The 14,821-nt window shown below is 64.4% G+C and carries 18 protein-coding genes and 1 pseudogene; 9 read left to right on the top strand and 10 right to left on the bottom strand.

Going from position 1 to position 14,821, the window contains the following annotated elements:
• Positions 1-21: 21 nt before the first annotated feature.
• From U1737_RS10175 to relB, 3 genes are all read left to right on the top strand, one after another.
• Positions 22-924 carry a hypothetical protein gene (locus tag U1737_RS10175; protein WP_332796712.1) on the top strand — a complete coding sequence of 301 codons (903 nt, stop codon included), beginning with the start codon at positions 22-24 and terminating at the stop codon, positions 922-924.
• Positions 925-959: 35 nt separating this feature from the next.
• Entirely contained in the window at positions 960-1,379 is a 420-nt protein-coding gene (locus tag U1737_RS10170; protein WP_248522743.1) for a hypothetical protein, read from the top strand.
• A gap of 82 nt (positions 1,380-1,461) precedes the next feature.
• Positions 1,462-1,638 carry a type II toxin-antitoxin system RelB family antitoxin gene (gene relB, locus U1737_RS10165; protein WP_332796711.1) on the top strand — a complete coding sequence of 59 codons (177 nt, stop codon included), beginning with the start codon at positions 1,462-1,464 and terminating at the stop codon, positions 1,636-1,638.
• Positions 1,639-1,702: 64 nt separating this feature from the next.
• Here the strand turns inward: relB and U1737_RS10160 are convergent.
• Positions 1,703-1,963, bottom strand: a pseudogene (locus U1737_RS10160) (DUF5615 family PIN-like protein); the annotation flags it as partial.
• Positions 1,964-2,022: 59 nt separating this feature from the next.
• Positions 2,023-2,256, bottom strand: a complete 234-nt coding sequence (locus U1737_RS10155; RefSeq protein ID WP_248522747.1) for a DUF433 domain-containing protein — start codon at positions 2,254-2,256, stop codon at positions 2,023-2,025.
• Between the two features lie 105 nt (positions 2,257-2,361).
• On the opposite strand from U1737_RS10155, the gene U1737_RS10150 reads away from it, so the two are divergent.
• The 5 genes from U1737_RS10150 (at position 2,362) to U1737_RS10130 (ending at position 4,690) form a co-directional block, all read left to right on the top strand.
• Positions 2,362-2,694 (top strand): hypothetical protein, encoded by a 333-nt coding sequence (locus U1737_RS10150; RefSeq protein ID WP_332796710.1) that lies wholly within the window; start codon positions 2,362-2,364, stop codon positions 2,692-2,694.
• A 225-nt stretch (positions 2,695-2,919) separates the two neighbouring features.
• Entirely contained in the window at positions 2,920-3,375 is a 456-nt protein-coding gene (locus tag U1737_RS10145; protein WP_332796709.1) for a DUF3597 domain-containing protein, read from the top strand.
• Positions 3,376-3,452: 77 nt separating this feature from the next.
• Positions 3,453-3,866: a glycine zipper 2TM domain-containing protein gene (locus U1737_RS10140; RefSeq protein ID WP_332755564.1), complete on the top strand. Its 414-nt coding sequence runs from the start codon at positions 3,453-3,455 to the stop codon at positions 3,864-3,866.
• Between the two features lie 278 nt (positions 3,867-4,144).
• Entirely contained in the window at positions 4,145-4,357 is a 213-nt protein-coding gene (locus tag U1737_RS10135) for a cold-shock protein (RefSeq protein WP_031394996.1), read from the top strand.
• Positions 4,358-4,459: 102 nt separating this feature from the next.
• Positions 4,460-4,690, top strand: coding sequence for a hypothetical protein (locus tag U1737_RS10130; protein ID WP_128454309.1), 231 nt, complete (start codon positions 4,460-4,462; stop codon positions 4,688-4,690).
• Positions 4,691-5,320: 630 nt separating this feature from the next.
• Here U1737_RS10130 and U1737_RS10125 read toward each other — a convergent pair.
• From U1737_RS10125 to hemW, 8 genes are all read right to left on the bottom strand, one after another.
• Positions 5,321-6,304, bottom strand: coding sequence for a cell wall hydrolase (locus U1737_RS10125; protein WP_332796708.1), 984 nt, complete (start codon positions 6,302-6,304; stop codon positions 5,321-5,323).
• Positions 6,305-6,540: 236 nt separating this feature from the next.
• Positions 6,541-9,366 carry a M16 family metallopeptidase gene (locus U1737_RS10120; protein WP_332796707.1) on the bottom strand — a complete coding sequence of 942 codons (2,826 nt, stop codon included), beginning with the start codon at positions 9,364-9,366 and terminating at the stop codon, positions 6,541-6,543.
• Between the two features lie 8 nt (positions 9,367-9,374).
• Positions 9,375-9,572, bottom strand: coding sequence for a hypothetical protein (locus U1737_RS10115; protein WP_197978314.1), 198 nt, complete (start codon positions 9,570-9,572; stop codon positions 9,375-9,377).
• Positions 9,569-10,720, bottom strand: a complete 1,152-nt coding sequence (tgt, locus tag U1737_RS10110) for a tRNA guanosine(34) transglycosylase Tgt (RefSeq protein ID WP_332796706.1) — start codon at positions 10,718-10,720, stop codon at positions 9,569-9,571. Before tgt ends, U1737_RS10115 begins: the two co-directional genes overlap by 4 nt.
• Position 10,721: 1 nt before the next feature.
• Positions 10,722-11,177, bottom strand: a complete 456-nt coding sequence (locus tag U1737_RS10105; protein ID WP_332796705.1) for an EF-hand domain-containing protein — start codon at positions 11,175-11,177, stop codon at positions 10,722-10,724.
• Positions 11,178-11,185: 8 nt separating this feature from the next.
• On the bottom strand, positions 11,186-12,211 hold the full coding sequence (gene queA / locus U1737_RS10100; protein WP_332796704.1) for a tRNA preQ1(34) S-adenosylmethionine ribosyltransferase-isomerase QueA: 1,026 nt from the start codon (positions 12,209-12,211) through the stop codon (positions 11,186-11,188).
• Between the two features lie 7 nt (positions 12,212-12,218).
• A complete protein-coding gene (locus tag U1737_RS10095; protein WP_248522756.1) occupies positions 12,219-12,944 on the bottom strand; it encodes a peptidylprolyl isomerase in 726 nt (241 codons plus the stop codon).
• 99 nt (positions 12,945-13,043) lie between these two features.
• Positions 13,044-14,216, bottom strand: coding sequence for a radical SAM family heme chaperone HemW (hemW, locus tag U1737_RS10090; RefSeq protein WP_332796703.1), 1,173 nt, complete (start codon positions 14,214-14,216; stop codon positions 13,044-13,046).
• Between the two features lie 43 nt (positions 14,217-14,259).
• Between hemW and U1737_RS10085 the strand changes: the two genes are divergently transcribed.
• Positions 14,260-14,817 carry a CAP domain-containing protein gene (locus U1737_RS10085; RefSeq protein ID WP_332796702.1) on the top strand — a complete coding sequence of 186 codons (558 nt, stop codon included), beginning with the start codon at positions 14,260-14,262 and terminating at the stop codon, positions 14,815-14,817.
• Positions 14,818-14,821 lie beyond the last annotated feature (4 nt).

The raw sequence follows: 14,821 nt of genomic DNA, 5'->3' as shown, positions 1-14,821 counted from the left end.
TTGTCTTTAAGGGGAGTGCGTATGACGCTTTTGTCTAAAGTCTCGCGTAAAGTGTATTTCTTTCGTTTGGCAGATCACGCGGAGTTTGCCGATAAACTCGAATCCGTCGTCGCTCATATCGCGAGTTTGCCATTCAACGATCAAGGTCGGTACCAAGCAACGTCTGGTGATGATACCGTCTTGGCCGTTTTCGTCTCAAGCGTCACTTATCCCATTAAAATCCAGTTTGCTCGAATACGGCGTGACAATCTTCCATTGGTCGAACGTGAAGGGTCAATTACTCCTCTCGCGTTGGAGAAAAACGCAGGTTTAATGGATTGGAGTCACATCGTTATATTCGCGGATGGGATTGTCGCTGCCGAATTTAACCAAGATGCACCAAGGCTCAGGCGTCTTGGGCAGTATTTGATGTTCAAGGGCGGGATTAACCTTCCATCAGCTCCAAGGTTTATGCCGCTTTTCCAGAGAAACGTTATGGAAGAGTTGGAGAATTTTGAAAGCGTTACAATTTTGGAGTTGGAAGCACTGACATCTGATGCTGATCTTATTGCCGAAGGAGATCCTAATATTGGAGCGGCGTTCAAGGCTTGTCAGAAAGCGGGGAATGTAAAAAAGAGTCAGATTGTCTTAAAGTCTGTTAGAGGCAAAGATGATGGCCTGAAATCTTTGGCCAGAAGGCTCTTCGCCAATCCATCTAGCAGGGAAAGCTTTGCGAAGCTTAAGGTTACCGGAAGGTCGGGGGAGCAGCGCAAGCCACTCGATCTGTTGGAAGAATATCTGATAAGCGTCGAATATTTTGCAAGGCTCGATTCGAGGTTTAAGGCGATATCAACTGACGACGCTTTTAGGGTTCTTCAGAAATCATACCACGATAACAAGCACAAGTTTGCGGGGGCAGTGACGGCAAACGAGCCATGGTCGTAAATCTTTATTGGCGATACCAAAAGGCTGCCGATCTGATGGTGGCTGCGATCATCACATTGGTTTCATATCTATCATTCAATAGTGGCTACGTGCTGATGGCGGTTACAAGCGATCGAATGGCAGATGTGGCCAAAGAGTCGTTCAGTGCCTCTGTCTCGCTTCTTGGGTTAGTATCTGCCACTGTGGCTTTTGTATTTTCGGCTATCGACTCAGAAAAATTTAGAATATTGCGCGAAAGCAAGTCGCGGACTCAAATGTGGAGCATCTTTTCATTCACGCTTGTTTGTCTACTTGTAAGCTCCATGTGGAGTTTTGCAATAATGGTTGGTGGTGCTTCTTTAGCATGTAGCCAGGTTCTGATCTCGGCAAACACCTTTTTGATAGCCCTGATGTTTATATTGATTGCTAAATTTACGTGGGTGATGACGCAGATAATTGCGGTAAAGGCATCTTAGAATCTGTGCTGACCACTCAAGGCTCGCGGTTCGATTGGGGGTGCCCTTTCCCTCACCGAAGCAAATCGATAAGCTTGTGTGCATGCCCGCTCTAACCCCCATCGAGTCGGAGTTCGCGACCAGCGAGGAAGCTGCCGCGTATGATGTGTGGTTCCGCGCCAAGGTCGAGCGTGCGATGGCTTCGGACACACCCAGCATCCCACACGCTGAGGTAATGGCAATGGCGCAGGCGATCCTCGACAAACATAAGCCGCGTTGACGCTGCCGCTCGTCTGGACGGATAAAGCGACGCGGCGGCTTTCCTTGTCCTAGACCTTAGCCTCTCAGCGAACTTCCACGAACCGTTCGCCGTTCCGAAGTAGCATCGCGACCTGATCCCATCTCGGCTCAAGCCATGCGAGTAATGCGCGATTGGACGCGTTGCCGCAGCGTAGCCACACCAGCGCGAACCGGTCCCGGTGTCGGAGGTAGACGAAATCGTCGTCCTTGCTGACCAGCACCGATCTGTCCGCCTCGGCACGAGCGGCGATGGCCCGATCGCTCGCGGCAAGCATCTCGATCTCCGAAACATGCGTCGCGTCCTCGCCCCGATCTCGCTACCACCTGCATAAGGCCGGAGGTAGCTGCGCATCCAAGAGGAACTTCATTCGGCGGCCAGCACCACCGGATGATCGGTCGTCGCTGCCGCATAGCGCAATGTCGCCTGCACATCGGCTTCGCTGAGATAGGGAAAGTCGGCAACGATCTCCGAGATAACCGCGCCGCCCGCCAGCATTTCGAGAACGTCGGTAACCCGAACACGCGTGCCCGTGACAACGGGCCGACCGCCGCAAACGCCGGGGTCTATCGAGATGCGGGGAAAGCCGGCGAGCGCCATGGCGAGAAGGTGCGACGGACAGGTGCTAGCGTCAAGCCTGTCAGCGGAACACCCCAGCGTCCCGACCCGTTGAGTCTCCCGAGCCAACAACACCGGACGAACCCCATGCCCAATTTCGACCATCGCCATCCCCACCAGTCCAACCCGAAGCCGAAGCCCAAAACGTTCGGCCGCAACGCGCTCTCGATCGGCGCCGCGGCGATCGGGCTGGGCGGGGCGTTGCTCGCGGTCTTCCTGCGATTGAAGAAGAACCCCGCCGAGCATGCCGCGCCCGATCTCGCGCTCGGCAAGCCCCGCCCCGGAGCGGACGATCGCGCGCCGGAGGCCTTCCGCCCCGATCCCACCGCCGTCCCCACCAAGGCCGAGCGCGAGGCGCTGCGTCCCGCCACCGGTCCGGCGCCGTCGTTCGCCGCGGATCGCGGGTCGACGCTCGGCTGAGGCGGGCAGGGCGGGACAGGGCGGGGCGGGGCCTCCTCCCCCCGCGGCGCTGACCTGGACTCGGAGCCTCGTCCTGCGCCCACGCCGGCGTCCAATCTTGCGCCCGATTTTGACCTGGCCGATCGCAGCGCGTTGACGTTCCGTCGTCACCCGTCGCGGAGCCTGCACCCAAATCCCACACCGGGCGTTCTCCCGCCGTCAGAATCTTACACGACGGAGACTTCCATGAGCATATTCAGCAAGATCAAGTCCGCTATCTTCGGTGAGAAGGGTCCGCTTGGCAGCGGGCATTTCGGCACGCCCAAGGCGGACGCCGCCCCGTCCCCTACGCCGCAGACCCCAGCGCCGCAGACCACTGCCGCCCAGCCAGCGCCGACCACCGCCGCGCCGACCCCGCAGGCTGCCCCCGCCGCACCCGCCCAGGCGGTCGACGTCGAGGCCGTGCTCTCGGGCATCGCAGCGAAGAAGGGCGTCGATCTCAATTGGCGCACCTCGATCGTCGACCTGATGAAGCTGCTCGATCTCGATTCGAGCCTCGACAACCGCAAGGAACTTGCCACCGAGCTCGGCTATACCGGCGCCAAGGACGGCAGCGCGGAAATGAACATGTGGCTGATCAAGGCGGTGATGCGCGAGCTTGAGAAGAACGGCGGCACAGTGCCCGCCAACCTCAAGGACTGAGCCCCAATCGGCGTCGGCAACCAAATGTCGACGCCGATCATTACGCCTTCAGTATCAACCTTCTGAAAGGACACGAAATGCGCGTTGCGATGCTGGGCCTGCTGGCCGCCTCTACCCTGGTTGCCGGCTGCGTCGGCGACGGAGGCAGCCGCTACGGCGTCGACCCACGCTATCGTTCCTATGATTACAACCGCCCGGACCCTGCCTATGGCAGCTACGATGCGGGGCGCTATTACCGCGATGACCGCCGCTATCGCGAGCGCCGCCTGTCGCGCAACGAGCGCGTCTATCGCGGCAACGACGGCCGGTATTACTGCCGCCGCAACGACGGTACCACTGGGCTGATCGTCGGCGGAGTCGCGGGCGGGGTGCTGGGCAACGTCATCGCACCGGGCGGCTCCGGCTTGCTCGGTACCGTCCTGGGTGCGGCTGGCGGTGCGCTCGCCGGGCGTGCGGTCGATCGCTCCAGCAACGACACGCGCTGCCGCTAAAGTCGTAGACCGGCGCCGAAATATCGGCGCCGGTCGTTTTGAATTCTGATCGCCCGACACGGTTCGCGCGAAAATATTATGGGCGGTAATCGACGCAGTTCTTGACCCATTTTACCGGCGAGATTTGCAATTACGGCGATCTTGGCCCATATAGGGCTCAGCTACAGTCGCATATCGACGGTTCTTGGCGCTTTGCGGCACCTTTCTCCTTCTTTCCCTGCTCCGCGGCACGGGTCGCCCGAACGTCGGGTTACTCTCTACTAAGAAGGAGCCACTTCATGGCTATCACCGGAACCGTCAAGTTTTTCAACGCCGACAAGGGCTATGGCTTCATCGCGCCGGATGGCGGCGGCAATGATGCATTCGTGCACATCACCGCAGTCGAGCGCGCCGGCATGCCGACGCTGAACCAGAACCAGCGCGTCACCTACGAGCTCGAGCCCGACAAGCGCGGCAAGCAGTCGGCCGTGAACCTCCAGCCAGCCGATTGATCTCGCTGGCGGAGAAATCCGCCGCCTGATCTCGGTTGCGGTGCGGCGGTCTTCGGATCGCCGCACCAACTCTATCTAATTCTCTCGCAGGAGCGCACCAGCATGGCCGATAATCCAGAATTTTACCGGGCCCGCGCTGATGAAGAGCGTCGCAACGGCGATGCTGCGCAACTCGACAATGTCCGCGATCGCTGCCGCCGCGCCGAAAAGGCCTGGGACGACATGGCCTCGCGCGCAGAACGCACCCAGATCCTCCGCGCCGCCCGCGAAGCCGCCCCCCCCGGTGGCGAACGCATGATGATCGGCACCCCGTCGATGGTCCCCGCCGAATAGGCGAACCGTCGACGACAGATCGCATTTAATGAAACCCGAGTGCAGCGATGCGCTCGGGTTTTTTCTTGCGCTTCGATGTATTGGACCTCGGTCAAAGATGAAGGGGTTCGCGCGGAGACGCAGAGAGCGCGGAGATTTCAGCCGAGCCGCCCGTGATCGAACACCGGCGCTTCGGCATTCTACATATTGCGAAGTTGCACGGCTTTAGCGCTGCGCTGCCACAAGGAGCCTGAGCAACTTTACGATCTCTGGTCATCCCCGCGGAGGCGGGGACCCATATCCTCAGATGTCCCGCACTGTTCGCCGAGTCTTGCCAACAGGGATCTCCGCCTGCGCGGGAATGACACTGAGATGTGACGCGCTCTGTCGGTTCTAGACTGGAGGTACTCCGCGCATGGCTGAAGGTCCTGCACAATGCCGAGTCACAGCGGGTCGGAAGACCAAATCCAAAGTCGATCTGCCCATGCAAGTCGGGTAGGGGCCCCGAGCCTACCATCTCCGCGTCCTCCGCGCCTCCGCGCGCAAAAACTCTTCGCCCGCCCTGATCCAACCGGTGCTCGCGTCAGAGCAAGGGACAATTTTCCAACCGGCAGCGGCAGGGCAAGAAAGGTACAGGCCCGATACCGGAGCCTATTTCAACGGCTTCCCCGAATCCTTCCACCGATCGAGAATCTGCGATTCCGGTGGTAACATATCCGTCACGACCGGCACGGCTGGCTTGGCAGACACCGGCTTAACCTCCGCGAGCACCACCGGCGCGACCGGCACCGGAACGGCGACCGCCGCTGCCCCCGCCGCTGCCCCAGCCGCAGCGATCATCTGCGGTGTCGGCGGCGCGACTGGAGGCAACGTCATATGCGGCCCCGGCACCGGCTCGCCGCCCGCATAGCGCTGATTGAACGCGGCGGACGTGCCCCAATACCCCTTCCACCGATGGAAGAAATGCGCGCCGACCACGTCGGTCATCACCAGCGCCCGGTTCCACGCCGGCGTCACCGCATAGGTGTGATAATGCGTGGCCAGCCCGACGGGCGCATAGACATAGCCCGCGAGCGCCATCCCCGCCGCTCGCGCCGCGCGCACCCACGCCGCCCGCGCCGGCATATGGGCGAGCGCACCGTCGCAGGCGAAGCTGAACTGGCAGCCGGCATGCTCCGATCCCTGATACACCACGCCGCACACCGTCCCCGGAAACGCCGGATGACGCGCGCGATTGAGGATGACCTGCGCCACCGCCTGCTGCCCGGCGTCGGACTCGGAGGCGGCCTCATAATAGATCGCGGCGGTAAGGCACTGCAGCGCACGGTCGCGGTCGAGCGCCGACGCGCCTGCCATCGAGAACGGTCGCGCCGGCACGACGCCCGCATCCAGGATCGCACCCGCGGGGATCGGCAGATCGGGCAGGTCGATTGTCCCCGTCACGCCAGCCGCCGGCGCCGCGGTTTCCTGATCGGTGGACGACACGTGGCTCGACACCCCGCGCGCTTCGGCCGCGACCATCGCTTGGTCCCGTGCCGCATTGCGCGCGGAGATGACGCGGAGTGTTGCGTGCGCAGAGATGCCTGCGCCGATCACCAGCACTGTGGCCATCATCGCCAACCAAATGCGGCGCATAAGCCGAACTGTTCGCACCCGAACGCGCACGCTGCTACCTCATATCGTGTGGATGAGCGGAATGCTCATGCGCCAGACAACGCTGATCGATAGCCGATTTCCGCGATCCGATCGCGCCCGGATTTCGATCGTGCCACCACGGGACGATACCGATTGCCGATTGCTCCCGGCCCTCCATCTGCCGCCGTTGGCGAACCTCGCCTTGTCGGGTCACGGATCGGCTTAGCAGCGATGGCTTACCGTAAGGTTGCGGTATCCAGCTTCAATGCGGCCTCGGGGATCAATTCCACGTTCGGATAGGCCTTGCGCAGCGGTTCGATGAACTGCTTGGCGTCGCCGACCACGACGATGCTGGCCGCCTTCGGGTCGAGCAACACGACCGCAGCTGCCTGCACCGACGCGGGATCGACCGCGCCGACCGCGCCGGTGTAGCGCTGCAGTTCACCCAGCGGCACGCCGTTCTGGACATACGCCCCGAGGATCCCGGCAACCCCCGACGTCGTCTCGATTCCGCGCCCGAAATTGCCGACCAGCACCGCCTTGCGCGTATCGAGTTCAGCGGCAGGGACGGGGGCAGACCCCATCCGCGTCATCTCGGCGGCGATCAGCGTCACCACTTCGGCGGCGGTCGGGTTCTTGGTCTGCGTCCGCGCCGCGACCGTGCCCTGCGTCTTGCCCGCATCGAGCCCGCTGCCTGCGCCATAGGCCAGCCCGCGCGTGATCCGGATTTCCTGGTTCAGCCGCGACGAGAAGCCGCCGCCCAGCACCGTGTTGCCGACCGCCAGAGGATAATAGCGCGGATCGTTCCGCGCGATCGCTGGCCGCGCCACCACGACGCCCGCCTGACCCGCTTCGGGCATGTCGACGACGATCACCCGAGGCTTGGGGTAGGTGACCTGGGGCGCCGTGGCCGCCACGACGCTGCCCGACGTCCACCCGCCGAACTGTGCCTCGGCAAGCGTCTTCGCCTGCGCTGCGGTGACGTCGCCGACCATGATCAGCGTCGCCTGACCCGGCTGGAAACTCCGCGCATACGCCGCGGTAATGTCGTTTCGCGTGATCGCCTTGAGCGACAACGGCGTGCCTCCGTTCGGTGCGCCATAAGGCGACGCGCCGAGGACGGCCCGATCCGCAACGAGCCCTGCGACCTGCGCCGGATCCTTCAACGCCAGCGTTACCGCGTCGATCTGTTGTGTCCGCGCACGCTCGATCTCCTCTGACGCAAACGCCGGGTTGATCGCGACATCCGCGAGGATCGCCATCGCTGGTGCGAGCTGGTCCGACTTCACGGTCACGTCGACCGCTGCGCCATCGCTCCCCGCCGAACTGCCAATCGCGCCGCCAAGCCCCTCGATTGCCCGCGCGATCTGCGTTGCCGAGCGCGTCTTCGTGCCCTTGGTGAGCAACTCCGCCGACAGACTGCTGACCCCTGCGCGGTTCGCCGGATCGGTCGCCGCGCCGCCCGCGGTCACCAGATACGCGGTAACGATCGGCAGGTCGTGCCGCTCTACCGTGACCAGCCGCATGCCGTTGGCGAGACGAACCTCGACCGGCTGCGGGATCGTCGGTGATATCGGCGCGCTCGGCGCGGGTGGCTGGACGCGCTGCCCCTCAGGCGCGGGCGTCACGATTGCGATGTCCGCAGGTGCCTTCAGGTCGGCAACCTGCACGGTCGGCGCTACCGCGATCGTATCTGCAACGCCGGCGGCGGGCTTGGCGGCAAGCGGCATGTACCGGATCGTCGCCGACTGGTCCTCGCCTAGATATTTCCGCGCCACGCGCTGGATATCCGCCGCCGTTACCCGTGTAATCGCTGCAAGTTGGTTGTCCGCTGCTTGTGGATCACCGTCGACCAGCACGGCGGCGGCCAGCGTGCTCGCCTTGCCCTCTGCGGTCTCGCGCGACTGGATCGACTGGGTCAGGATCTCGTTCTTGGCCTCGGCCAGTTCGGCGGCGGTCACCGGCGTATCGCGGAACCGGGCGATCTCGCGCTTCAACGCGGTTTCGCCCGCCTCGACCGTCTTGCCGCCGGCGAGGATGGCGTAGACGACCATGTTACCGGTCGCCTGCTTGGTATCGAGGAAGGCCTCGGCCGACTGCGCGAGCTGATCGCGGTACACGACGCTTTCGTACAGTCGCGAACTCTCGCCCGTCGCCAGCACCGCCTTCAGCACCATCAGCGCGGGAATGTCGGCGTCGCGATCCGGCGGCAGGTGATAGCTGACCAGCACCGCGGGCAACGGCGTGTTCGGCTCGTACACCGTCCGCGTGACGGCCTTGGTCCGCGCGGGCTCCGCTACCGTCACGCGCGGGATCGCCGCGGTCGGCTTCTTGATCCCCCCGAAATACTGGTCGACCCAGCCGTTCAGCTGCGCCGGGTCGAAATTGCCTGACACGACGAGGATCGCGTTGTCGGGCCGATAATAGGTCGCATGAAACGCACGGACGTCGTCGATCCCGGCAGCTTCCAGATTCTCCAGGCTGCCGATCCCCGGCCGCGCATAGGGATGAACCTGATAGGCGAGCTCAGGATAATAGATCGAGAACAGCTTGCCGTACGGCTGGGCGAGCGTCCGCTGGCGCAGTTCCTCCTTCACCACGTCGCGCTCCGAGCCGAAGCTCTTGGGCTCGACGACGAGGCTCGCCATCCGGTCGGCCTCCGCGAACAGGAGCCGCTGGAGGTGGTTGGCCGGGATCACCTCGTAGTAATTGGTGTAGTCGTCGTTGGTCGACGCGTTGTTATACCCGCCGACGTCCTCGGTCAGCCGGTCCATCTGCTCCGACACCAGATTGCGCGTCGACTTGAACATGAGATGTTCGAACATGTGCGCGAACCCGGACTTGCCCTTGGGGTCGTCCTTCGAGCCGACGTCGTACCAGACCTGCACCGACACGTTCGGCGTGCCGGTATCGCGGATCGCATAGACGCGCAGGCCATTGGGCAGCGTACGCTCGGTATAGGCGATCGGCTTGACCGAAACTTGTGCGGGAGCGGTCTGCGCCACCGCCGCCACGGGGAAACATGCTGCGGTCAGCAGCAGAGCGGAGCGGAGGAGGCGCATGGAGGTCCTTACTTGTTGCGGTTCGCGAACAGCACCGCGCCCGCAATCGCCGCCGAGCCGATGCCGACGCCCAGGCCGATCTTCGCGAGCGGCCAACTCTTGGCTTTCTCGGCGGCGTTGTGCGCGGCGGCTTCGGCCTGCAGCTTGGCCTCCTTCGCGGCGGCGAGGATCTCGTTCGGGGTATCGCTGTCGATCTTGATGGTCACTTGGGCTCTCCTTCACTCTTCCGGGCATACACGCCACGGAAATCATTCGCGAACTGCGTCAGCGTCCCCGCGGCGATCGCCGCCCGCAGGTCCGCCATCAGCGTTTCGTAGAACCAGATGTTATGCTCCGTCATGAGCATTGCGCCAAGCATTTCGCCCGACCGGACGAGGTGATGCAGATACGCCCGGCCCCAGGTCGCGCAGACGGGGCAGGGGCAGGCGGGGTCGAGCGGCCCCATATCCTCGGCGAACTTGGCGTTGCGGATGTTGATCGGCCCGGTCCGCGTGAACGCCTGGCCGGTGCGCCCCGACCTAGTCGGCATCACACAGTCGAACATGTCGATCCCGCGCTCGACCGCGCCGACGATGTCGTCCGGCTTGCCGACCCCCATCAGATAGCGCGGTTTGTCGACCGGCAACTGCCCCGGCGCAAAGTCGAGGCATCCGAACATAGCCTCCTGGCCCTCGCCGACCGCCAGCCCGCCGACAGCATAGCCGTCGAAGCCGATATCGATCAGCGCATCCGCCGACGACTTGCGGAAACCCTCGTTCAGCGCGCCCTGTTGGATCCCGAAGATCGCATTGTTCTCGGCATGCGCTTCGCCCGCATCGAACGCCGTGCGTGATCGCTTGGCCCAGCGCATCGACCGCTCCATCGCCGCCGCCTGCACCTCGCGCGTCGAGGTCGTCGGCACCAGTTCGTCGAACGCCATCACGATGTTCGAGCCGAGCAATCGCTGGATCTCGATCGACCGCTCCGGGCTCAGCAGATGTCGCGTGCCGTCGAGATGCGACTTGAACGACACCCCCTCCTCGGAGCGCTTGGTCAGATCGGCGAGGCTCATAACCTGATAGCCGCCGGAATCGGTCAGGATCGGCTTCGACCAGCCCGAAAACGCATGCAGCCCGCCGAGCCGCGCGACCCGTTCCGCACCCGGCCGCAGCATCAGGTGATAGGTGTTGCCGAGGATGATGTCGGCGCCCGTAGCAACAACGTCGGCGGGCTTCATCCCCTTCACGGTCGCCGCGGTGCCGACTGGCATGAAGGCGGGCGTGCGGATGTCGCCGCGCTGCATCGCGATGACGCCGGTGCGAGCCTTGCCGTCGGTGGCGGATATTGTGAAGTCGAAGCGGGGACGGGTGGTCATATTACTTTTTCTTGCGGATGCCGTAGCGATCGCCGACCGGCGCGCCGCGGATGGTGATGAGTTCGGCGCGGGTCAGCACGCCGTCCTTGTCGCGGTCGAACCTTGCGAAGAATTGCGCGAACCGCGTCTGCAATTCGGCGAGCGTGATCCGATTGTCGCCGTCGCGATCGACCTCGAACGGGCTCGGCAACGCGTTACGGTCGCCGAGCCAAGCCTGCGCCCAATCGGCATAGGCGATGTACCCGATCGATCCCGTCGCCGCGCCCTCGGCGGTGGCATAGCTCCGCGCGACACACGCGGTCAGCTCGGCCTGCGTCACGCGGCCATCGCCATTCGCATCGCAAGCGGCGATGAACATGGCCGCGGGCTCGGCGAAGATCGTTGCAGGCGGCTGTGGCGTCCCCGCGGGCGGCGGGGCAGCGATAATAGCCTGGAGCAAAGCGAAGGCGAGCAGCATGCCGCCCGTCATGGCAGCAGAAGCGAGGCGTCGCCATAGCTGTAGAAGCGATACTTTTCAGCGATCGCATGCGCATACGCCGCCTGCATCCGCTCGCGCCCCATCAGCGCCGACACCAGCATGAACAACGTCGAGCGCGGCAGATGGAAATTGGTCATCAACCCATCGATCCCGCGGAACCGATAGCCCGGCGTGATGAAGATCGCGGTGTCGCCATCGAATGGACGGATCACGTCGTCCTCGCCGGTCGCGCTCTCGATCAACCGCAGCGACGTCGTCCCGACCGCGATCACACGGCCACCCCCAGCGCGCACAGCGTTCAGCCGGTCGGCGGTCGCGGCATCGATCCGACCCCATTCGGCGTGCATCTTGTGCTCGGTCGTGTCGGTCGCCTTCACGGGAAGGAACGTGCCCGCGCCGACATGCAGCGTCAGCGTGGCATGTTCGATACCCGCGGCATCGAGCGCCGCCATCAGCTTCGGCGTGAAATGCAGCGCCGCTGTCGGAGCCGCCACCGCACCCGGCTCGGACGCGAACATCGTCTGGTAATCGTCAGCATCGCGCTCGTCGGTCGGGCGCTTGCCGGCGATATACGGGGGCAGGGGCATGTGCCCCGCACGTTCGAGCAGCAATTCGACCGGCTCGTCGCCCGCGAACACCAGCGCGTAACTCCCGTCGTCCTCGCGATCGACCGCCGCCGCGCTGACGCCATTGCCGAACGCGATCACGTCGCCATCGCGCAGCCGCCTTGCGTTGCGGATGAACGCGCGCCAGCGCCGCGGTCCCTCGCGCTTGTGCAGCGTCGCGCCGATCTTCGCATCGCCGCGGCGGCCGTCGAGCTGCGCGGGAATAACGCGCGTATCGTTGAAGACGAGCATGTCGCCGCGCCGCAGCAGCGACGGCAGGTCCGACACGCCCGCATCCCGGGTCGTGTCACCTTCGAGCACCAACATCCGCGCAGCATCGCGCGGCGCCGCGGGGCGGAGCGCGATGTTGTCGGTCGGCAGGTCGAAGTCGAAAAGGTCGACGTTCAACGCGAGGTCACTTCTTTGCAGGAGCCTTTTTGACCGGCGCCTTGCGGGCCGGCGCGAGCTTGGGCTTGGCCGCGTCCGGACCCGAAGCCGTCCCCGGCAACGTCACCGGTGCACCCAGCGCCGGGGCAGGAGGACCCGCGACATATGCCGGAGGATTGTCCGCGGCGATATACGCATGCAGGATTCGCGACGGGTTCGCGGGCGGCTCTCCGCGGACGATCGCGTCGACATACTGCATCCCGTCGATCACGCGACCGAACACCGTGTATTTCTTGTCGAGGCTGAGGCGCGGCTGGAAGACGATGAAGAACTGGCTGTTCGCGCTGTCCTCTTTCTCCGACCGCGCTGCCGAGACGGCCCCGCGAACATGCGGCAGGTAATTGAACTCGGCCTTCACGTCGGGAAGCGTCGAGCCGCCCGTGCCGTCGCCCTTGGGATCGCCGCCCTGCGCCATGAAGCCGTCGATCACGCGGTGGAACGCTAGGCCGTCATAGAAATGCTGGCGGGTCAGCGTCTTGATCCGCTCGACCATCAGCGGCGCGACGTCGGGCCGCAGCCATATCGTCACGCGGCCGCCGGTCGACAGGTCGAGCAGCAGCAGATTCTGTGTATCCGTTGTCAGGGGCGGGGTCGCGCGAACGGCAGGCGCCGCGACTTCCTTGTTTTGCGCGGCGCCCGCCGGCACCGCGACAAGGCACCCGAGCAACGCGAACATACCGGCGAAAAAGCGCATCAAATTCCCACTCGCAAGAGGCCCGGCGCAACCAGGCTGCCGCCACTTAGAGCAAATCCCCGCTTGCGCCAATCTGAACGTGCGGGTGCGAACGGCGCGTCAGGCCGTCACGATCTCCGGCAGGATCGCGTCGAGCAGCAACGCCCCAGCCTCGGTAACCCGCAGGCGCCCCGGCGTGTGTGCGATCAGTCCGAGCGTCTCGAGTCGCGCCACCGCGGTCAGATCGACCGGCACGATACCCGCGTTCAGCGCCGTGATCCGGTCCAGATCGACCCCTTCCGCGAGCCGCAATCCCATCAGCAAAGCCTCCGTCGCGCGAGTCGATGGCGTCAGCGGGTCCTCGACTTCCATCCCGTGGCCGTTGCGGTCGACCGCGGCCAGCCAGTTCTCCGGCTTCTTGCGTCGCACCGTCGCCAGCCCGCCCCGGCGGCCATGCGCGCCCGGGCCGATCCCGGCATAATCCTGGTACCGCCAGTACGCGAGATTGTGGCGGCTCTCCGACCCCGGCCGCGCGTGGTTCGACGTCTCGTATGCGGGCAAGCCTGCCGCCGCGGTGTCGGCGCGCGTCGCCTCGAACAGGTCCGCCGCCGAATCGCCGTCCGGGATCACGATCCGCCCCGCGAGCGCCTCGGTCGCGAACCGCGTGCCGGCCTCGATCGTCAGCTGATACAGCGAGAGATGTTCGGTCCCTAGGCTCAGCGCACGCGCGAGTTCTGCGCGCCAGTCGTCGAGGCGCTGGCCGGGGAGCGCATAGATCAGGTCGAAACTCACGCGGGGAAAGACGTTTTGCGCGGTGGCGAGCGCCGCCTGTCCCTCGTTCACGTCATGCGCGCGGCCTAGGAACTTCAGCGCCTGGTCGTCGAGCGATTGCAGCCCGAGCGACACCCGGTTCACGCCTGCGCTGGCCAGATCGGCGAACCTTGCCGCCTCGACCGAGGACGGGTTCGCCTCCAGCGTGATCTCGATCCCCTCGGCGAACCCCCACGCCTTCTCCGCCGCATTCAGCACGGCCGCGACGGTCTCGGGCGGCATCAGCGACGGCGTGCCACCCCCGAAGAAGATCGACTGCAATTTCCGCCCCGGCAGCACGCGCGCTTCATGGTCGAGGTCGGTCAGCAGCGCGGCGCGCCAGGCCGCCTGGTCGACCTCGTCGCGGACATGGCTGTTGAAGTCGCAATACGGGCATTTCGACACGCAGAACGGCCAATGGACGTAGAGCGCGAGATCGCCCGGTTGAGGAGCGTTGGGGCTTGGTGTTTCGAAGACGGGCATTATCTCGCGCATATGGTCGCACGGGGCGGCCGAAGGAAGCGCAATGACGGCACGGATGGGTTTGGCGATCGCCGGGGCGTTATTGCTGGCAGGCTGTGCAAAGGGGCCCGAGCGAGTCGTCGAGCCGCGTGAATCGATGGCGCCGGCACCGCGCGGGGCAAGCCTGCTCAAGACCGCGATGATCGACGGCCACAACGCTGCGCGCGCTGCCGTCGGCGTCGCGCCGCTGACCTGGAGCGACGCGCTGGCGACCACCGCGCGCGCCTATGCCGAGGAGATGGCGCGCACGCGGAAATTCGCGCACGCCCCGCAACCGCAGGGCATGAGCCGCGAAGGCGAGAATTTGTGGACCGGCACGCGCTATGCCTATGCCTATCGCGAGATGATCGGCCACTGGGTCGCCGAGAAGCGCGATTTTACCAACCAGCCGACTCCTGGGTTCAGCCGCACCGGCAAATTCGAGGACGTCGCGCATTACACGCAGATCGTCTGGCGCGGTTCGACGCAGGTCGGCTGCGCGATGGCGAGCAACAAGACCGACGATTATCTGGTGTGCCGCTATTCGCCGCCCGGCAACGTCTTCGGCGAACGCGCGTATTGATCTG

It is taken from the genome of Sphingomonas fucosidasi (assembly GCF_036663855.1).
In the GTDB taxonomy this organism is placed as follows: Bacteria; Pseudomonadota; Alphaproteobacteria; order Sphingomonadales; family Sphingomonadaceae; genus Sphingomonas; species Sphingomonas faeni_B.
Note: the sequence above shows the minus strand (reverse complement) of the source record. Positions and strands in the feature narration are given on the sequence as shown.